Origin of the sequence: Pararhodobacter zhoushanensis, assembly GCF_025949695.1 — a bacterium.
GTDB classification, from domain to species: Bacteria; Pseudomonadota; Alphaproteobacteria; order Rhodobacterales; family Rhodobacteraceae; genus Pararhodobacter; species Pararhodobacter zhoushanensis_A.
In genome coordinates this window covers 1,155,696-1,175,518 of sequence record NZ_JAPDFL010000001.1, presented here as the reverse complement: position 1 = coordinate 1,175,518, position 19,823 = coordinate 1,155,696, and the positions used below count along the sequence as shown (strand labels likewise).

Genomic DNA, 19,823 nt, shown 5'->3' with positions numbered 1-19,823 from the left:
GTGGTCAGGCCGGGAAGGAGAAGGTCAAGGAGCGCATCGGCATCAAGCCCCTCGGGCAGCGGAACCGGGACAAGCCCCGGCTGCGCAGGCGCAGGCGCACCGCCCCCTTGCGCGCCACAAGGGCAAGCGATTGCGCGAGCGGTTCGGCGGCAGCGGTGGGACTGTCGTGGAAGCGGCAGAGAGGCCCCGCCGCCGTCGCGAGGCACGGGCCGTTGCTGACCAGCCATTGATGCGGGTTGAGATGCAGGCTTGCCCCGCCCGGGCCGTAGAAATCGACCCGGGGCGCTGAGAGCGGATGCGCCCCGGCTGTCGCGCCGACCCAGGCGGGTGGCGTCATCGACCAGCCCTGTTCCAGCGTCGCCGTCAGCCCGTCGAGGGTCACCGCGCAGCGGGCCTCGGTGCAGCGAAAGGCACTCTCGGCCCCGTCGGACGGGTCTTGTGTCGCAGGGCTATCAGGCCCGAAGGCCGCATCGCGCCAGAGCGGCAGGTCTTGCGGCACCGCCTCGGGCCAGAAAGCCACCGGCAGACGTTCAGGACCGGCAAAAAGGGTGCCCACAAACCCCGCACCCTGAGGCGAGAGCGCAAGGCGCAGCGGCTCGGGCGCGATGCGGGGCTGCGCGAACGCGATGGACAGGGTGTCATCCTCGATCACGACCGAAAGCAGGTCGCCCGGCACCGCGTCCGGCCCCATCCCGGGGCCGGGTTTTATCTGGCCGGTGTAGTCCTGCCGCTCGTCGGTAAGCCGCAGCATGACCCGCGCCATGGTCATCGGCTGATCATCAACGGCGCGCGGTGGAATCGCCCAGACCGTCCAGCCACCGGCAAGGGCCCCCTCCAGCGCGTCCTCTACCACGGACAGCGTGATGTCATTGGGCTGGCCGGGAAAGATCGCGACGTCGGCGGAATAGACCACCTCGCCCGGCGCGCGGGCGGTGATGCGCCAGCGGCCCGGCTCGAACAGGCCCGAAACGGCGCGCCCGGTCTCCACCGGTGCCCAGGCCTCGGGCGCCATGTCCGGGTCAAGCGGGATCCCGTCCCACGACACGGCGCTGTCTTGCACACCATCTGGCAGGCGGAAGGTCGCAGACACCGCGCCGATGTCATCCTGCGACGCATCGCCCTGCGTGGCCGCCGCCGCCGAGGCCGCAAGCCCTGCGGCGGTTGTAAGGTCGTCGTCCACGAAGGGCACGCCCACGCCGAACCCGCGCGCAAACAGGATCTCGGACCGACCCCGCGCCAGGTAGCGGATCTCGTAGGCGCCGGGCTCTTGCGGCACGGTCAGGGTGATCACGCCGTTCTTGTGCAACGCATAGCCCCAATCGCCGATCTGCGCGTCCAGCGGGTCGCCGGGCCGGGCGATGACGATGCGTTCCTCGACACGCTCAGGCCCCCGGAACGCAAAGCGTACCCGGCTTCCCGGCTCGACCGAGCCCACGGCCTCGAACCCGATATGAGGTGCCACAACCTCAATGGCCTGCCGCGCGATGACCCCGTCACGTGCCGTGCGCAGGATCAGGTCATAGGGCCCGGGCTCCCTTGGTGCCGTGAGACGGACCGGGTTGTGCGGCTGGCGCGAGGTGCCGCCGATCGTGCCATAGGCCGGGCCCACCGTGGCGTCGCTCTCGCCTTGCGGCACGAAGCCCATGTAATCGACGTTGGTCGCCTCGCCATTCCAGCGGATCGCATAGGCGAACCCTGCCTCGGCCCGGTCGCCGATGTCGAAAACCGCTTCGGGTGCGGGTGCGGGTGCGGGTTCCGGTTCCGGCGCGGGGATGAGCTCAGCCGTACTGACCTGCCGCAAGGCATCGGCCAGTTCCGCGCCGGAATTGGTGTCGAACATCATCCCGCCGGTCTGCTCGGTGATGCACGACAGTCCCTCAAGCTCCACCCGGCTCAGGCCGAAACCCACCACATGCGCGCGGATGTCGATCCCCTCGGCGGCCAGCGTCGCGGCCAAGGCGCAGGGATCGCCCTCGCAGGTTTCCAACCCGTCGGTGACAAGGATGATGTCCGCCGCCTCGGCCGTCGGCGGGATCTGGTCGCGCGCCAGCGCCAGACTGTCGGTCAGCGGTGTCATGCCCCGTGGCATCAGCCCGCGCAGACGGCGTTCCAGCTCGGCCGGTGTCCCCTGCCCCATCGGGGCCACGATCTCGATATCGCGACAATCGCCGCGCCGGTTGTGGCCATACGCGATGACCGAAAGCGGCACCGCTGCGTCCCGGCTGGCGAAATAGTCGCTGATGACGTCGCGGGCGACTTCGACCCGGCTCTGGTCGCCCTCGACCCGGTTCCACATCGAACCCGAGGCGTCGAAGACCAGAACCGAGACCCGTTCGGCGAGGGCCGGGGTGGACAGGACCGTGGCAAGGCAAAGCCCGGCCAGAAGTCGAGAGGGGCGGATCATCGGAAAAGTCCTTTCGTCAAGATCGTCGCGGCGGCCAGATGATCGTTCAGGATCAACAGGTCCGAGGCGAAGCGTGGGGTAAGGGAAGCCGCGTCGAGCGCGGCCCAGAAGGGCGGCGGCTCGAACGCGCCGTCGAAAAGCGCAAGCGGTGTCAGCACGGTGACCCGGCCGGGCCGCAGGATCACAAAGGGGCGCAGGCCCGTGCCGGGGGTGACGTCACGGGTGCAGGTCGGATCGGCGCGGGCCACGGCCTCAAGCGCCGCAAAGGCTGCGCGGGCTTCGGGGCCAAGCGGCGAAGGATCGCCATGGACCCGGTAGCGCGCGTCAAAATCCGCATCGCCCGTCGCCGCAGCGGGCGGGCGACCGGCGGACGGGGCAGTGCGAAACGCCAGCGCCGCGTCCTGCGGGATGACAACGGTCGCGTCACCCTCGGCCTCGCCGGGTGCCGTCAGCTCGGCCACGACAAAGCAGGCACCGCCGCCCACCTCGGCCGTGCGGTTGTTTTCGTTGCCAAAAAACATCCCGACCCGGGCGATTGAGACGCTGAACCCGGCCCGCTCACCCGTCAGGCATTCATCCACGGTGACGGTATGGACAGGGCCGGGCAACCCCCACCCCGCCAGCCGTTCGGGCGTGAAACGTCGCGCCCGCGCGTCCGGTGGCACCGGGGAAAGGCCGATCAGCTCGGGTGCCAGCACCTCGGCGATGGCCTGTTTGGCCGCCTCGCGCGTTGTACCCTGCGCCCGGCCCATCAGAAGCAAAAGCGCAAAGCCCGCCCCGCCCAGCATCAGCGCCAGGCCCGTAACCGGCCCGCCCATGCTCCAGCCAAGCCCCAGACCGACAAGCGCCGCCGCCCCGGCGGCAAGCCGCAGCTCACGCTCGGTCTGTCGGATCCACGCCCGCCGTTCCGCGTCGAGACGGGCCAGCACCGGGCCAAGGCGTGCCTGCAAGCCCGCCAACTGTTCCTCTGGCAGCACCGGCCCGGGCTGCCGTGGGCGGCCAAGCGAGCCGAACTGACGGCCCCGCCGATGCGGCCCGCCAAGCCGGGCGAGCAGCCCAAGCAACGTGCCCCGTGGTGGCGGCGCAACCGCAGGGCCAGTCATGCCACGTCCCACCCATTAGACAGCGCCACGCTTCCATCTGCGCCCGTCATGGCGCGCCCCGGCGACCATGCAATCGCCGGAAACATCGAGAAAAACCGCATACCCCAGACCCTTGTCGTTCAACCGGAACGCTAGCGGGCGAAGGGACGCACGTCTTGGGCTGGACGGCAGGAAACAGGGCCGGGCGGAAACACCCGCCGCCAGCGCACCGCTTCTGTCGCAGTTGTGAACACCCCGCGACGACGCCAGGCCGTGTGGCGGCTCCGCACGGCCAGAACCGCTTCGGTCCGCGTCTCGCGCGGGGTTTGGCCGAAACGACGCCGGTAGCATTGGTTGAACCATGACAGGTCGGAAAACCCGGCCGCACCGGCGATGTCGGAAATCGCCTGCCCGGCGGATTCGCCGGCCGAAAGGGCAGCATGGGCGCGACGCAGACGCGCTTCCAGAACATGCGCGCGGAAGCTCGACTTTTCCTCGGCGAACATCATCCGCAGATAGCGCGTCGAGATCCCGTGCCGCGCAGCGACAAGCCCCGGCGACAGGTCAGGGTGGTGCAACAGGCCCGCGATATCCTCCTTGATCAACCGCAACCGCGCGGCCATCGTTCCGGGCAACGGCCCCGGGTCACGCGTGCTGAACGCCGAGAGCGCCAGATCGTGCAGATGCGCTGACGACAGCGCCAGCTGATCGGGTGTCAGCTCTTGCAGATCCTCAAACAGCGCCTCGCCATAGCGTTGAAGCAGTCGCCATTGCGGGGTGAGATCAAGGCGGGTTCTCAGCTGATCGTTGATCCCCCGCAGCCCGGCCACCAGCGGGCGCGGCAGCGAGATGTAGAAGACATCCGTCCTGTCCGCCAGAAAGCGCGAAACCCCGGCGGTTTCATTCGGGTCGATATAGATCTGGCCCGGCTCGCAGATCACCTCTGCGCCGCCGGTCTGTTGCATGCGGAACGCGCCGCTGCGGGGGAAGTGGACCATGACATTGTCCGACCCCGACGCCGCCAGTTCGGCGGTGCGAACGGCCCGGCACGGTGAATGCCGCCCCCAGCCCAGCATCACCTCAGGCAAGACGCCAATCGCCGTCGAGGACCGAAACCCTTCAAGACTGTCAGGCGTGAATTCGAGACGGCACAGCTCGGCCACCGTGTCCTGAAAACCCGCGACACGGGACCGTGTATCCAGCTCTGAAGTTGCGATGGAAAATAGGGGCATCGCGACTAAAATTAGGCTGCGCGAGCAGCGGCTGTCCAGCAAAACCTGAAGGCGAGCGCGCGGCCGCCACCGGCATTGAATTTTTCCGGCATCTCCGTCATTCTCAAAAGCTCCAACCGCATCCGCGATGTCAGGGGCCCTGCGGCAAGGCTAACGTGAAGGACGCTCTCGTCATATGACCATCCGTGCGATGACCCCTGAGGATCTGGAGCTTGTGCTGGCTTGGGCCGCTGTTGAGGGTTGGAACCCCGGACTGGACGACGCAAAGGCGTTCCATGCGGCCGATCCGACGGGCTTTCTGATCAAGGAAATCGCCGGGGAACCCATCGCCGCGATCTCGGTCGTCAATCATGATCCCGGTTTTGCCTTTCTTGGCCTCTATCTTTGCAAGCCTGCGTTTCGGGGCCGGGGACATGGGATCGAGGTTTGGCGCGCCGGGATTGCCCATGCGGGAACCCGCAGCATCGGATTGGACGGGGTGCCAGACCAGCAGGAAAACTATGCCCGGTCGGGCTTTGTCAAAACGGGCGCCACCATCCGGTACGAGGGCCACATCACCCCGATCGCGGACCCACGTATCCACCCGGCGTCACCGGGCGATAGCGCGGCCTTGGTAGCCTTTGACGCGCGGGCATGCGGCATAACCCGCACCGCGTTTGCCACTGGCTGGTTTGGCCCGTCACCGACGCGGCAGACTCGGGTGTTGAGGGATGGCGCGGAGATCGCCGGGTTCGCCACCTTCCGCCGCTGCCGGCTGGGCAGCAAGATCGGTCCGGTTTACGCACGATCCGCCACTGACGCACGCGCGCTTCTGGCCGCCAATCCCTTCGCCACCGCCGGTGAGCCCTGCTTTGTCGATGTCCTGAACCCCGACGCACCCCTTGCTACGATGCTCACGTCGCTCGGTTTTGAGGCAACATTTGAAACCGCCAGAATGTTCAGCGGGGCTGAACCTGCAACCGATCCGGCCCGGTTTCAGGCGATAGCGACCATGGAGCTTGGCTGACCCGACGCGCTGCGCTGTGGAAAGACCAAACCCGCCACGGGCGGCGGGATGCGATGCCCCGCACAGCAGTCGCCAGCGTCCCGGTCAGGGCGACTTACGGCCCCTGCCGATCCGCCAGTTCCGCGATGATCTGCCGGATGGCACGCGCCCTGTTCTCTGGGCGTTTGATCCGCTGAAGCCTGAGGTAAATTGCGAACATGCGCGCCCTGCTCAAGGGGCCAAAACTTTCAGCTGCCGCCGGATCTGCTGCCAGTGCTGCGGTAAAATCGGCGGGCATCTGCATGGACGCCGATCCGGCATAGGCCCGCGCCCACCGGCCGTCCGCCCGCGCAGCATCGACCTGCGCCTGCCCGGGTGGGCGCATGTGACCCTCGCTGATCAGGCGCTCGGCAAAGACGCAATTGCGCTGCGACCAGTCCGACCGGGGCCGCCTGGGGGTCAGCCGGACGACGTAGGACAGGTCATCAAAGGATTTGCCGATGCCGTCGATCCATCCCCACGCAAGGGCGTTGACGATACACTCCTCGCGCGAAATCCCTTGGATTCCGCTGGTTTTCTTCCAAAGGCGAACCCAAAGGTCAGCCGCCGTGCCGTGGTGCTGTGCCAACCACGCGTCCAGCTCTGCCGCCGAAGCAAAGCAACGGGGTTCTGACGTAATTTCCACCATTCCGCGTCACGCCATCAGCGTCAGGATGACCGCGTACATCATCCCGCTGATCAGCAAATAGGGTGCGTTCAACGCCGTGTAATAGAACGGCTTGGGAAAGTTCGGGTTGATCGCGATCATCATGCACATCGGCAGCAGATAGCCGATTGCGACCACAAGCCCCAGAACGACCGCCTGGGCAAATGTCGCGGTGCCCGTCGCCTGCACCAGAATGGCCGTCGCGATGATCATCACGACATTGCACACAAACGGCCCGACGATGAACAAGGGCGAGGGGCTTGCAGCGGGCTCGCCCGCGCGCCCCATCGCGACCGCATAGCGTTTCGGCGTCAGCATCCCGAAATAGACGCCACCAAAGACAAAGGCAAAGGCGGCAGCGGCCAGAACCCCCCAGAGGTTGATGGCTGCGATGGCGGTCGAGATCATGGTGTTTCCTTGGCTGTTGGTGCACCGCGATTGCTGCGGTTAGCCGCTTGTGACACAGGCCTGTTGCCAGCATCATGGCAACAGGAGTCATCAGCCATGCGCCCCGCCGACCGCCTCTTTCAGATCATCCAGATCCTGCGCCGCTCGACCCAGCCGGTCACCGCCGCGCGTATTGCCGAGGAACTCGAAGTGTCGCGCCGCACCGTCTACCGCGACATTGCGGTTCTTGTCGGCCAGCGCGTCCCCATCGTTGGCGAGGCGGGATACGGGTTCCTGCTCGATGCCGATTACGACATGCCGCCGCTGATGCTGACACCGGACGAAATCGAAGCGGTCGTGCTTGGCGCGCAATGGGTCGCCGGCAGAGGCGATCCAACACTGGCGAGGGCCGCACGGGATCTCATTGCCAAGATCACGATGGTGGTTCCCGAAACCCTGCGCCCCTTTATCGTCGAACCGACTGTAGGCACCCCACCGCCACGCATTCAGCCGTTTGAGCCGATCGACCCTGCCATTTTGCGGCAGGCGATCCGTGACGGGCGAAAACTGCATCTGCGCTACCGGTCGGCTGAGGGTCGCGAGACCGAGCGCACGGTCTGGCCGGTCGTCCTTGGCTACGGCGAGGCAAGCAGGGTGATCGTGGCGTGGTGCGAATTGCGCAACGATTTCCGTTACTTCCTGACGGACAGGCTGGTTTCGGGCACAGTGCTCGACGAATCCAATGGCCTGCGCAAAGGCGAGCTGCACAAGCGGTGGTTGGCATGGCGGGCGGCAGGCGGCTAAGACCCGCGCCAGGTGCTGCCCGCTAAGCGTTCCGTGCCGCCCCTGTTTGTCCGGCTGTCTTGCCAGCACTCCGTGCGACCCGTCGCGGGCGCGCAGCGTCAGTGCCCGCTCCGGCCCCTTTCCTGACACGCTGGCCTCGCTTTGCCCTCGCCCCGCGAACCCCTTGCCAAATCCTTAACCCCTCCCCCTAAGCCGCTGAAATCCCTTACTCCACCTCCCTGTCCCATCAGGGGACACGCCCCGCGCCGACCAATCCCCAGTTGTTTTTCCGCCCCCCAGTGATCAAATGCGCCCAACGCATCCCCTTGACCAAACCGGAACCCCCTCATGACCATCGAAACCACCCATGTCGGCAGCCTGCCCCGCGGCGATGCCCTCTCGGCCCTGCTGATCGCCAAGGACAAGGGCGAGGCCTACGATCCCGCCGCCTTCGAAGCCGCGGTTGAAGCCGCCATCGCCGACGCGATCAAACACCAGCGCGACGCCGGGGTCTCGATCATCTCGGACGGCGAGCTGGGCAAGGTCGGCTACTCCACCTACATGCAGGAACGCCTCAGCGGTTTTGGCGGCCATATCGACCGCAAACCGGCCAAGGACATGGCCGCCCACCCTGCGCTGGCCAAGAAGCTCAGCGCCATCATGGGCAGTCAGGAATTCACCCGTGCGTCCTGCATCGGTGAGGTCAAGCTGGTCAACCTGCAGCCCGCCCTCGACGACATCCGCCGCTTCAAGACCGCGCTGGCCGCCGACGGCTCGGGCACCCGCGCCTTCATGAACGCCGCCTCGCCGGGCCTGATCACCGCCTTTCAGGTGAACCGCTACTACCCCAGCCACGAGGCCTATCTCGACGCCCTCGTCACCGCGATGCGCCCCGAGTATGAGGCGATCCTCGACGCCGGCCTCGACATCCAGTTCGACTGCCCCGACCTCGCCATGTCCGCCCATACCGGCTATCAGGACATGTCGCAGGACGAGTTCGTCAAGATCGCCGCCGCCAATGTCGAGGCCCTGAACGCCGCGACCGAGGGCCTGCCCGCCGACCGCATGCGCATGCACCTGTGCTGGGGCAACTACGAGGGACCGCATGACCACGACATCCCGCTCGAGGCGGTGATCGACGTGGTGCTCTCGGCCCGCCCCAACACCGTGCTGTTCGAGAGCGCCAACCCCTGCCACGAGCACGAATGGACCGTCTGGCGCGACGCCGACATTCCGGACGACAAGATCCTCGCACCCGGCGTGATCGACACCTGCTCGAACTACGTCGAACACCCCCGCCTGATCGCCCAACGCCTGCAACGCTTTATCGACATCGTCGGTCAGGACCGCGTCATCGCCAGCACCGACTGCGGCTTTGGTACCTTCGCCGGGTATGGCAAGATCGACCCCGAGGTGACGTGGAAAAAGCTCAGAAACCTGCGGATCGGGGCGGATCTGGCGTCGGCTTAATTATTTGGGCGGCGGGGTTACCACCCGCCGCCGCAGCAGACCGGCAGGCAATTTTTTAGTCGCATAAACCGGTCCCGGCGACATTTCTGGTGTTCGGCCGACAGCGAGCGAGGCGTGGGCAACACTGGTCGGGCGAGAGCGTCGGCTAAGGGATGAAGAATCCGCAAAGGGAAGCTAGCGGACTTTAGCTGCGACTTGCGCCGACCTCCAATATGGGCAGAAAGCATAGTTTGCAAAGTCAGGCTTCTTCTCGGAAACGGAAATTTAATTACTTACTTGTATCGGATAATTGCAATACACTTCCAACCAAATACCCTATTCCTTTCTAGCCTCAATAGAATTGGCTGGCCGTCAACCCATAAGCGCTCAGAGTATCTAATGTGGCCTATTAGCCGAGCGCGCACCTAGAAGTTGTCGTTGTAGCTTTCTTGACAACTTTAGGGTTCGCACGTTGTGGATCGATCTAGTTCATAAGGAGACAATATGTCGCAGGATAAATACTTTGACGCACTGGGCATAAACCCCGATAGCAATGATCCCGAAGAGAAAAAAAGCTACGTGAGGCATATGATAAGGTTCACGACATCCGAAAATTTGAGATCGAAATGTATTGGCGTAGAAGCGCATACCTTTGGACTCTGCAAGGCGCCGCTTTAGCAGGTTTGGCTGTCATTTTATCGACAGGTCCCTTGAATGAAGAATGTCTTCCGATTGCACCTCAAACAAGCGGACATTGCCATCTCGTTTGGGTTAGATCAGTGGTTATCGTTGCCATTTGGTGCTTTGGGGTGTTTACGGCCTTTGCTTGGCTTCTTCTTCTTCGCGGAGCAAAGTTTTGGCAAAATAACTGGGAGCGCCACGTTGATTTCATTGAGGATAGAATTTCAGGCGCTATTTACAAGACATATCCCGTGCCTAAATATGAAGCGCCCTATAGTGTTTCAAAAATAAACGAGCTTATGGCGGGATTTACGCTATTAATGTGGATACTTATTGGCGCAACTTCGGTAGCGATATTTTTTGGACCGAATTCGTTGGTTACAATTGTACTACCTGGACTCTCTGCACTGATTTTTCTCGCTTACTATTTCGACTCCAATCTACGGATGACCAAATTTGGCGAACCAATGAGCCGGCGCCCTCAAGAGGATAGCGATGAAACGATAGTGGTCATTCGCAATAAGCCAAGGTCGACGTAAGCCGTGCTTGGAAGGGCGATATAGCCACTAGCAATACCAGGAAATATGACAGCCAATGGTCAGTATCCTGACCGAAATGGTATGCTCGGGCGGGAGCCTGCTATCATACGTTGGGATTCTGAGTTGAGGCTGGCTCGGGCTGGCGGTCTCTAGCCACTGCGTGACCTAAGAACGGCAGGTTGGGCCGAATCCCCCCAACCCCTTACCAAATCCCTAACCCCTCCCCCTAACCCCCTGAAATCCCTCACCCCACTTGCCTGTCCCATCGTGGGACAGTCCCCAACCGCACACTCCCTGTGCGCCGATGTGGCTTCTCAGCGGGGCCCCGGTCGTCCATATCAAGGGTCAGTTCCCTCAAGGAGGCCCCGACATGACCCGTCTTCCCACCTATTTCATCTCGCACGGCGGCGGACCCTGGCCGTGGATCCCGCAGATGCGCGCGCAATTCGTCAATCTGGAGGCCTCGCTCAAGAAGATGGTCGCCGATCTGCCGGAACTCCCCAGGGCGGTCCTGTCGATCTCGGGCCATTGGGAGGGCGACGATTTCGCCGTGATGGCGCATCCCAACCCGCCGATGGTCTATGATTACTCGGGCTTCCCGCCGGAGACCTACAAGATCACCTACCCCGCCCCCGGCGCGCCCGACATCGCCGCGCGGACCCGCGATCTGCTGGCCGCTGCCGGTCTGCCGACCCATCTGGACACCGTGCAAGGCTATGATCACGGCACCTTCGTGCCGCTCTACATCATGTTCCCCGAAGCGAATGTGCCGGTCTACCAGATCTCGCTGAACCGGAACTATTCCCCCGCCGAACACCTCGCCATGGGCCGCGCGCTGGCCCCTTTGCGGGATGAAGGGGTGATGATCGTCGGCTCGGGGCTGAGCTATCACAACCTGCGTCTTTTCGGGCCGGGGGCCAAGGTGCCGTCCGAGGCGTTCGACGCCTGGCTGGACGAGGCGCTGCAGGAAGCGCCCGAGGCGCGCACGCAAAGCCTGCTCGACTGGGAAAGCGCGCCCTATGCCCGCGTGTGCCACAAGGAGGAGGATCACTTTGTGCCGATCTTCGCCGCCCTGGGCGCGGCTGAGGGCGAGGCTGCGACCCGGATCTATCACGATGTCGGCCTGATGGGCGGCGTCACCGCGTCGAGCTATCAGTTCGGCTGACGCCTGAGCGGAAAAGAGCGCGGCCACCCGAAACCCGGATGGCCGCCTTGTTCTGTCAGCCGCCGATCAGCGCGGCAATCTCGGCCCGCAGCTCGGTGATCCGCTGCGCTGCCGCTTCGGACGCCGCCTGCGCGTCGGCGATCTGGCCGTCGATCGCATCGACGCGGGCGCGGCGCTCGCGGTTGGCCTGACTGTCATCGCCCAGCTGCACGATCAGGTTGACCAGCCGCGACTGCTCGCGCTCCAGCGTCTGCGTGTCGTTGGCCAGACGGCGCTGCTCGACCTCGGTGTCGCTGATCTGGCGGCGCAGATCGGCCAGCTGTTCCAGCGTCGCGCGGACCTGCGGGTCCAGCGTGCGGCCCTGCCAGTAGGCCAGCGTGCCCAGATCGATGTCCATCAACCCGACACGGCGGATGCGCGGCTGGCGCTCGGTCACCACAAGGCTGGCGCTTTCCGCGGCCGCAACCGGCACGACCCAGCGCCAGGCATCGGGGCGTTCCTCGGCCCCGGTGGTGCTGGAGACGGTCCAGTCGGCGTTGCGCGGGTGGTCGATGGTGATCTCGCGGTCGGCCTGCGGCGCGCCCTCGATCCGGTAGGTGACGCGGCGTTCCAGATCCTCGGTCACGTAGAGCAACCCGTTGGCCAGCCGCATCTCGCGCACGGTTTCGGTGTTGGCGCGGTCCTCGCGCACCTCGACCGCCGTGTCGCGGGCGAAATCGACAACCTCGGTCGCGCCGGGGGCCATTTCGGGGATCATCGCATCACCGGCATGGCCGCGCCCGTCCTCATAGAGGGTCAGCACACCGGCAGGCAGGCGCAGGGGCAGCGGATTTTCCAGCGACAGGGCGATCACCGGGTGCAACTGGCCCGAGCCGCCGCGATAGAGCGTCAGGCGGGCATCGGTGAGGAGCTCCGACAGGAACGGCACGCTCATCATCTGGCCTGCGGCCAGCGTTACCGGCGTATCCAGCGTGAAGCGGCTGAAGCTGTCGCCATCATCGGCGGTGATCCCGATCGAGGCGGCGCTGTCGGCCATCGCCATCGGGGCGGGGGCCGGGACGCTTTCGGCCATCGCGCCTATCGCGCCACGGAACATGGCCGTCGCCGGCACCGGCGCGCTGCGGCCGTCCATCGCGGCCTCTTCGCGCTCGGCATAGCGGCGCTCGTACAGGCGGGCCGAGATTGCGCGAACCGAGCCGGTGGCCAGCGTCAGCTCGATGTCATCCCAGTCGATGCCGGTGGTATTCTCGACCACGGCCCAGCCGATCAGGCGGATGCCCTCGGGCGTGTCAACGGCGCGCCAGGCGGTGCGCCAGAGCGGGGCGTTTTGCAGATAGACCATCCCGACATCGCGCGGGGTCTCGTTGTCGCTGTCCAGCGTCAGCTCCACCCGGCGCGGGTTGGCGGCACCGCGCCAGGCGCGCAGGGCGTCGGTCAGCGTGGCCTGATCGGCGGCATCGGCAAAGCGGACACCCAGCGCGTCATCCATGACGTAGCTGTGCATCACGCCGTCCTCGCCCTGAAGGTTCAGCACATTGCAGGGCCCGTGCTCGCAGGGGCGCTGGGTGACGCCCATGTTCAGCCCCTGCCACGTCTCGCCCCTCCGCTCGACCACCAGCGGTGCGCCGACCATGGTGGACATCAGGCGGGCCGGGTCGGTCACATCCTGCGGGCCAAAGGGGAAATGCGCAAAGGCATCCTCGAACGAACCGGGGCCGGTCATGGTGACAAAGGGCACAGCACCTGCCGGGTCCAGCACCCACAGGCTTTTGAGGAAATCGTCGATGTCGTCGCGGGCGACGGACAAGCGGATCGGCTCGGTGCCCAGCTGGCCTTCCGCTTCGATCATGGCGAGGCCAGCAGTGGACAGGGTGACCGCATGGATGGCCGTTTCGGCAGCCAGCGGCAGCGCCAGGGCCAGCCCGCTGAGCGACAAAATCATCGCGCGACGCAGGCGGATCAGGGGAAATGTCATGACTAGAACTCCGGGTGGGGAAAGCTGCAGAATGCCTTTGCGCCAATCAACCGACAAGTGTGCGGCGATCACCAATGTGGCAGCGCCGCGTGATCGCGCGGAAAGGCGCGCAGACCGTCCGGGGCTGCGGTGCTGGCGGGCACCCTCGGGCGCGTGATCGACCGCTTGGCCCCAGCCCTTGGGACACACATAGACACCCCGCGTCAGGCTGTCGCTTGCTCAATGGGCCTGCGTTGCCTACATGCGAAGGCGCACAGCTTCAGGAAAGGCACGCCATGACCGACGTTTCGCAGACCGAGACCCGTGCGGTGTCGCGCCGGATCGGGGCGCTGTCCGGGCTGTGGCCCTATCTCAGACCTTACCGTGTCTTGCTGATCAGCGCGTTTCTGGCGCTGGTGATCACCGCCGGGATCTCGCTGGCGCTGCCGCTGGCGGTGCGCCGGGTGGTCGACGGGTTCAGCGGCGGCGATCTGGTGCTGCTCAATGAGTATTTCGTGGCGGCCTTGGGGCTGGCGGCGCTGCTCGCGACCGGCAGTGCGGCGCGCTATTACATGGTGACGCGGCTGGGCGAGCGCGTGGTGGCCGATCTGCGCAAGGCGCTGTTCGCCCGCGTGATCGGCATGTCACCGGCGTTTTTTGAAAAGATCATGTCGGGCGAGGTGCTGTCGCGCATCACCACCGACACGACGCTGATCCAGTCCATCGTCGGCTCGTCCATGTCCATCGCCCTGCGCAACCTGTTGATGCTGGTCGGCGGCCTTGCCCTGCTGGGGCTGACATCGGCCAAGCTGACCGGTCTGGTGCTGCTGCTGGTGCCTGCGGTGGTGGTGCCGATCATCGTGCTGGGCCGCCGGATGCGCACGCTGTCGCGGCAAAACCAGGACTGGATCGCCGCGTCGTCGGGCACCGCGTCCGAGGCGCTGGGGGCGGCGCAGACGGTGCAGGCCTTTACCCATGAGCCACGCTCGATCCAAGGCTTCGACACGGTCACCGAGAAAAGCTTCGACGTCGCCATGACGCGCACGATGACTCGCGCGATCATGACCTTCCTGATCATCATGCTGGTGTTTTCGGGCATCGTCGGCGTGCTGTGGATCGGTGCGCTGGACGTGCGCGCGGGCACGATGTCGATCGGCGAGCTGGTGCAGTTCGTGATCTATTCGGTGCTGGTCGCAGGTGCGGTCGGCGCGCTGTCGGAAATCTGGGGCGAGCTGCAACGCGCGGCGGGGGCGACCGAGCGGCTGGTCGAGCTGCTGGGCGTCATCGATACGGTGCTGGACCCCGAGAAGCCGGTCGCGCTGCCCGCGCCGGTGCGCGGCGCCGTGGCCTTCGAGAACGTGCGCTTCAACTATCCCTCGCGCCCGAAGCAATCGGCGCTGGACGGGATCTCGCTGTCGGTCAAGCCGGGTGAGACGGTGGCGCTGGTCGGTCCTTCAGGTGCCGGGAAATCGACGATCATCCAGATGATGATGCGGTTTTATGACCCGCAGCAGGGGGCGATCACGCTGGACGGCATCGACCTGCGCGACCTGACCCGCGCCGATCTGCGCGGCGCGATGGCGCTGGTGCCGCAGGACCCGGTGATCTTTGCCACCTCGGCGCGCGAGAACATCCGCTTTGGCCGCCTGAGCGCCACCGACGCCGAAATCGACGAGGCCGCCAAAGCCGCCGCCGCGCATGACTTCATCGCCGCGCTGCCCGAGGGGTATGACACCCAGCTGGGCGAACGCGGCGTGATGCTGTCGGGTGGGCAGAAACAACGCATCGCCATCGCCCGCGCCATCCTGCGCGACGCGCCGGTGCTGTTGCTGGACGAGGCGACCTCGGCGCTGGACGCCGAAAGCGAGCGGCTGGTGCAGAGCGCGGTCGAGCGGCTGTCGCAGGGGCGCACGACCATCGTGGTCGCGCACCGGTTGGCCACGGTACGCAAGGCAGACCGGATCGTGGTGTTCCAGAACGGCAAGATCGAGGCCGAGGGCACCCATGCCGAGCTGGTCGCCCAAGGCGGGCTTTACGCCCGGCTGGCACGATTGCAGTTCACCGACGGCGCTGCGGATTTCGCCACCATCGAAGGCTGAGGGCATCGACGGGTGAGGGCATCGACGGGTGAGGGCATCGACGGGTGAGGGGTTTCGCCCTCGGCCGAAAGCCCTGCAGGCTTTAGCCCTCACGCGACCCACGGCGGCGCGCGGCCTTGCGGCCCCGCGCCGCCAGGCAGGGGGCTTCCAGCCCCCTCGCCGGCCCCTCCTGCGTCGGGCCCGTCTTCACCCCCGGGGATATTTTCAGAGCAAAGAGGCGGGACGCAACGGCAGGGCGGCGTCACGATTGCATCGGCGCGCAAAAATGCCCATCTTCTCAGAGAGTACCCAAGAACTCGCGCCAGGGAGGAAACCATGACGCGCCCCTTTGCCAGTGTTGCCGACACCAAGGCTATTGAAGCCGAAATGCCGTGGGTCGAGCGGGATGTGCCGGTCACCGTCTACGATCTGCTCAGCCAGACCCGCCAGTCTTTCGGCAGCCGCGACGCGCTGTCGTTTCAGATGTTTTCCGACGACGGGGCGAAGGCCGAGACGCTCAGCTGGAACGAATTCCACACCCGCGTGACGCAGGCGGCGAATTTCTTTCGCAGCCTCGGCGTGGGTGAGGGCGACACGGTTGCCTATATCCTGCCGACCATCAACGAATCCGCGATCACGCTGTTTGGCGCGATGACGGCGGGGATCGTCAACCCGATCAACCCGCTCTTGGAGCCCGAAAAGATCGCCGGCATCCTGCGCGAGACCAAGGCCAAGGTCGTCGTCACCCTGCGCGCCTTTCCCAAGGTGGATATCGCGCAGAAGGTGGCCGAGGCGGTGGCGCATGCGCCCGACGTCAAGCATGTGGTCGAGATCGACCTGAACCGCTATCTGACCGGCGTCAAGAAGCTGCTTGTGCCGCTGATCCGGCCCAAGAATCCGGTGCGCCATTCCGCCCGCATTCACCGTTTCGGCCCCTCGCTGGACCGCCAGCCTGCCACGCTGAGTTTTGAGCAAAAGGGCGGCGACCGGGTGTGTTGCTACTTCCACACCGGCGGCACCACCGGCACGCCCAAGGTGGCGCAGCACAAGTTCTCGGGCCTGATCTATAACGGCTGGGTCGGGGGGAGCTGCTGTTTACCGAGCAGGACATCATCCTGTGTCCGTTGCCGATGTTCCACGTCTTTGCCGCCTATCCGGTGATGATGAGCGCCATCACCTCGGGCGCGCATGTGGTCTTCCCCACCCCTGCGGGCTATCGCGGCGACGGGGTGTTCGACAATTTCTGGAAGCTGGTCGAGCGTTGGAAGGTCACCTTCATCTTCACCGTACCGACGGCGGTGTCCGCGCTGATGCAGCGCCCGGTGAATGCCGATATCTCGTCGCTGCAGGGCGGGTTCTCGGGTTCGGCGGCGCTGCCGGTAGAGCTGTACAAGCGCTTCGAGCAGGCGACCGGCGTGTCGATCCTTGAAGGCTACGGCCTGACCGAGGCGACCTGTCTGGTGTCAGCCAACCCGCCCAAGGGCGACAAGAAGGTCGGCTCGGTCGGCATCCCCTTCCCCTATACCAATGTACGCATCCTGCATCACGGGGCCGATGGCGGCGTGTCCAAGGAATGCGCGGTGGATGAGGTCGGCGAGATCTGCATTTCGAACCCCGGCGTGATCCCCGGTTCGACCTATACCGAGACCGACAAGAACAAGGGCCTTTACGCCGATGGCAGCTGGCTGCGCACCGGCGATCTGGGGCGGCTGGACGCCGACGGGTATCTGTGGATCACCGGGCGGGCCAAGGATCTGATCATCCGCGGCGGGCACAACATCGACCCGGCGATGATCGAAGAGGCCATGCTCAGCCACCCCGCCGTGGCCTTTGCGGGCGCGATCGGTCAGCCGGACGCGGTGGCCGGCGAGCTGCCCTGCGTCTATGTCGAGCTGGTTGGTGGCAAGACCGTCACCCCCAAGGAACTGATGCAGCACGCCGCCGAGCGCATCCCTGAGCGCGCGGCGGTGCCCAAGCATGTCGAGGTGATGGACGAGTTGCCGAAGACCGCCGTGGGCAAGGTGTTCAAACCCGATCTGCGGCGCATGGCGATCACGCGGGTGTTCAACGCGGCCTTGAAGACCGCCGGGCTTGAGGCCGAGGTCGTTGAGGTCGTCGAGGACAAGAAGCGCGGGCTGGTGGCGAAGATCAGGGCCGCTGACAGCGTCGATGCGGACAAGCTGTCGAACCTGATGGGCGAATACACGATCCCGTGGGACCGCGCGTAACCCCTTAACCGGCGCGCAACTGCGCCCCGTCGTGCCCGGCGATCCGCGCGGGCACGATGGACCCGACGGGCTGGTCGGTTCCAAAGCTGACTTCGGTGAACTGCTCGGTCCGGCCCATGCGCGGGCTTTCCATCAGCACGCGGTGCTCGCGGCCCACCTGCTGCGCCAGATGCGCCTGCGCCAGCTGATCGCCAAGGGCGCGCAGCTGCGCCGCGCGGTCCTTGATCACCGCCTTCAGCACCTGCGGCATCCGCGCGGCGGGCGTGCCCTTGCGCGGGCTGTAGGGGAAGACGTGCAGCCAGGTCAGCCCGCAGGCACGCACCATGTCCAGCGTGTTGGCGAACATCTCATCCGTCTCGGTCGGGAAACCGGCGATGATGTCGGCCCCATAGATCAGATCGGGGCGGGCCTTGCGCATGTCCTCGCAGAACCGGATCGCGTCATCGCGCAAATGGCGGCGTTTCATGCGTTTGAGGATCATGTCATCGCCCGCCTGCAGGGACAGATGCAGGTGGGGCATCAGGCGCGGCTCGGCGGCGATGGCCTCGATCAGGGCGGGGTCCGCCTCGATTGAATCGATGGACGAGATGCGCAGGCGCGGCAGGTCGGGGACCAGTTTCAGGATGCGGCGCACCAGATCGCCCAGTTTTGGCGTGGCGGGCAGATCGGCCCCCCACGAGGTCAGATCGACCCCGGTCAGCACAACCTCATTGTAGCCCGCGCCGACCAGCCGTTTGATCTGCTCGACCACCACGCCCGCCGGAACCGAACGGGAATTGCCGCGCCCGTAGGGGATGATGCAGAAGGTGCAGCGGTGATCGCACCCGTTTTGTACCTGCACATAGGCGCGCGCGCGGGTGCCGAAACCGTCGATCAGATGGCCCGCCGTTTCCTGCACCGACAGGATGTCATCGACCTGCACGCGCTCGGTCGTCCCGATCAGATCGGGGGCAAGGCCCGCCCAGGTCTCGGGCTGCATTTTCTCATGGTTGCCGATCACCCGCGTCACTTCGGGCATGGCGGCGAAGGTCTCGGGCTCGGTCTGCGCGGCGCAGCCGGTGACGATGATCGCGGCCCCGGGGTTCTCGCGCGCGATCTTGCGGATTTCCTGCCGGGCCTTGCGCACCGCTTCCGCCGTCACCGCGCAGGTATTGACCACATGCGCATTCGCCACGCCCGCCTGCTGGGCAAGGTCTTTCATCGCCTCGGTCTCGTACGCGTTGAGACGGCAGCCAAGCGTGGTGAAAACCGGCGCGTTCATAGGGCGGCCAGAAAGGCGGGGGTCAGGGTCGCGGTGAAGACATCGGCGACGGGGCCGGTCAGCCAGACGCCATCCGCGCGCCAGTCGGCCTCAAGGATGCCGCCGTCCAGTTCCAGCACGACGCGACGGGCCGTAAGCCCCCGCTCCACCGCCGCCACAGCCGCCGCGCAAGCGCCCGAGCCGCAGGCCAGCGTGATGCCTGTGCCGCGCTCCCACACCCGCATGCGCAGGCGGTCGGGGCCGAGGAGGCTGATATATTCGACATTTGTGCGTTCGGGGAAGATCGGGTCATGCTCGACCTGCGGGCCGAGGCTGTCCAGCGCCACGGCCTCGGCATCGGGCACGACAAACACGCAATGCGGGTTGCCCATGCCGACGCCGACGGGATCGCCCGCCAGCGGCAGATGCAGGGCGTCCTGCGGGGCATTCAGCGGGATCGACTGCCAGTCGAACATCGGCAGGCCCATGTTGACCCAGACCTGACCGTCAAGGCGCTGCGCCTGCAACAACCCGCGCGCGGTGCGGATGGTCAGCGCGTCGCGCCCGGTCTCTTCCATCACCAGCCACGCCACGCAGCGGGTCGCGTTGCCGCAGGCCCCGGCCATTGTGCCGTCGGCGTTCCAGAAATCGAGGATGAAATCGGCATCGTCGCCGGTGCGCAGCTCGGCCAACTGGTCAAACCCCACGCCGCGATGCCGGTCGCCCAGGGCGCGCGCCAGCGCAGGCGTCGTCACCGGCTCGCGCCCGCGCGAGTCGATCACCACGAAATCATTGCCCGCCCCGTGCATTTTACGGAACGTCAGGTTGGGGGGAGTCGCCATATCCATGCGCGGGCATATAGGCGGAAACGGGCGACGTTGCCAGTGGGGCCTGATACTGTGCGTGCAAA

The 19,823-nt window shown here is 65.7% G+C and carries 13 protein-coding genes and 2 pseudogenes; 7 read left to right on the top strand and 8 right to left on the bottom strand.

From position 1 onward, the window contains the following. Positions 1–4: 4 nt before the first annotated feature. The 3 genes from OKW52_RS05730 to OKW52_RS05720 all read right to left on the bottom strand — a co-directional run bounded on the left by OKW52_RS05730 (position 5) and on the right by OKW52_RS05720 (position 4,718). The gene (locus tag OKW52_RS05730) at positions 5–2,404 is read right to left on the bottom strand and encodes a vWA domain-containing protein (RefSeq protein WP_264504866.1); all 2,400 of its coding nucleotides are present in this window, start codon (positions 2,402–2,404) and stop codon (positions 5–7) included. Beyond that, on the bottom strand, positions 2,401–3,507 hold the full coding sequence (locus OKW52_RS05725) for a hypothetical protein (RefSeq protein WP_264504865.1): 1,107 nt from the start codon (positions 3,505–3,507) through the stop codon (positions 2,401–2,403). The genes OKW52_RS05730 and OKW52_RS05725 overlap by 4 nt, the downstream gene beginning before the upstream one ends. Before the next feature lie 131 nt (positions 3,508–3,638). After that, on the bottom strand, positions 3,639–4,718 hold the full coding sequence (locus OKW52_RS05720; protein ID WP_264504864.1) for an AraC family transcriptional regulator: 1,080 nt from the start codon (positions 4,716–4,718) through the stop codon (positions 3,639–3,641). Positions 4,719–4,893: 175 nt separating this feature from the next. Between OKW52_RS05720 and OKW52_RS05715 the strand changes: the two genes are divergently transcribed. Continuing rightward, positions 4,894–5,724: a GNAT family N-acetyltransferase gene (locus tag OKW52_RS05715; protein WP_264504863.1), complete on the top strand. Its 831-nt coding sequence runs from the start codon at positions 4,894–4,896 to the stop codon at positions 5,722–5,724. 94 nt (positions 5,725–5,818) lie between these two features. Here OKW52_RS05715 and OKW52_RS05710 read toward each other — a convergent pair whose 3' ends face one another. Then, complete coding sequence (locus OKW52_RS05710; RefSeq protein WP_264504862.1) at positions 5,819–6,331, bottom strand: YdeI/OmpD-associated family protein; 513 nt, start codon at positions 6,329–6,331, stop codon at positions 5,819–5,821. Positions 6,332–6,397: 66 nt separating this feature from the next. Further along, on the bottom strand, positions 6,398–6,817 hold the full coding sequence (locus OKW52_RS05705) for a DUF1761 domain-containing protein (protein ID WP_264504861.1): 420 nt from the start codon (positions 6,815–6,817) through the stop codon (positions 6,398–6,400). 96 nt (positions 6,818–6,913) lie between these two features. Here OKW52_RS05705 and OKW52_RS05700 point away from each other — a divergent pair, with 96 nt between their 5' ends. The 4 genes and pseudogenes from OKW52_RS05700 to OKW52_RS05685 all read left to right on the top strand — a co-directional run bounded on the left by OKW52_RS05700 (position 6,914) and on the right by OKW52_RS05685 (position 11,413). Further along, positions 6,914–7,600: a helix-turn-helix transcriptional regulator gene (locus OKW52_RS05700; protein WP_264504860.1), complete on the top strand. Its 687-nt coding sequence runs from the start codon at positions 6,914–6,916 to the stop codon at positions 7,598–7,600. Positions 7,601–7,927: 327 nt separating this feature from the next. After that, entirely contained in the window at positions 7,928–9,049 is a 1,122-nt protein-coding gene (locus tag OKW52_RS05695; protein ID WP_264504859.1) for a cobalamin-independent methionine synthase II family protein, read from the top strand. A 572-nt stretch (positions 9,050–9,621) separates the two neighbouring features. Continuing rightward, positions 9,622–10,248 (top strand): annotated as a pseudogene (locus OKW52_RS05690) (RipA family octameric membrane protein); the annotation flags it as partial. 370 nt (positions 10,249–10,618) lie between these two features. Beyond that, complete coding sequence (locus tag OKW52_RS05685) at positions 10,619–11,413, top strand: DODA-type extradiol aromatic ring-opening family dioxygenase (protein WP_264504857.1); 795 nt, start codon at positions 10,619–10,621, stop codon at positions 11,411–11,413. 55 nt (positions 11,414–11,468) lie between these two features. On the opposite strand, the gene OKW52_RS05680 is transcribed toward OKW52_RS05685, so the two are convergent. Further along, the gene (locus OKW52_RS05680; protein ID WP_264504856.1) at positions 11,469–13,388 is read right to left on the bottom strand and encodes a DUF4139 domain-containing protein; all 1,920 of its coding nucleotides are present in this window, start codon (positions 13,386–13,388) and stop codon (positions 11,469–11,471) included. Between the two features lie 275 nt (positions 13,389–13,663). On the opposite strand from OKW52_RS05680, the gene OKW52_RS05675 reads away from it, so the two are divergent. Together OKW52_RS05675 and OKW52_RS05670 are read left to right on the top strand one after the other, a co-directional pair. Then, the gene (locus tag OKW52_RS05675; RefSeq protein ID WP_264504855.1) at positions 13,664–15,466 is read left to right on the top strand and encodes an ABC transporter transmembrane domain-containing protein; all 1,803 of its coding nucleotides are present in this window, start codon (positions 13,664–13,666) and stop codon (positions 15,464–15,466) included. 315 nt (positions 15,467–15,781) lie between these two features. Beyond that, positions 15,782–17,673, top strand: a pseudogene (locus OKW52_RS05670) (acyl-CoA synthetase). Positions 17,674–17,677: 4 nt separating this feature from the next. On the opposite strand, the gene mtaB reads toward OKW52_RS05670, so the two are convergent. Then, positions 17,678–18,934, bottom strand: a complete 1,257-nt coding sequence (gene mtaB / locus OKW52_RS05665; protein ID WP_264504854.1) for a tRNA (N(6)-L-threonylcarbamoyladenosine(37)-C(2))-methylthiotransferase MtaB — start codon at positions 18,932–18,934, stop codon at positions 17,678–17,680. Beyond that, positions 18,931–19,761, bottom strand: a complete 831-nt coding sequence (gene dapF / locus OKW52_RS05660) for a diaminopimelate epimerase (RefSeq protein WP_264504853.1) — start codon at positions 19,759–19,761, stop codon at positions 18,931–18,933. The genes mtaB and dapF overlap by 4 nt, the downstream gene beginning before the upstream one ends. Positions 19,762–19,823: the final 62 nt, after the last annotated feature.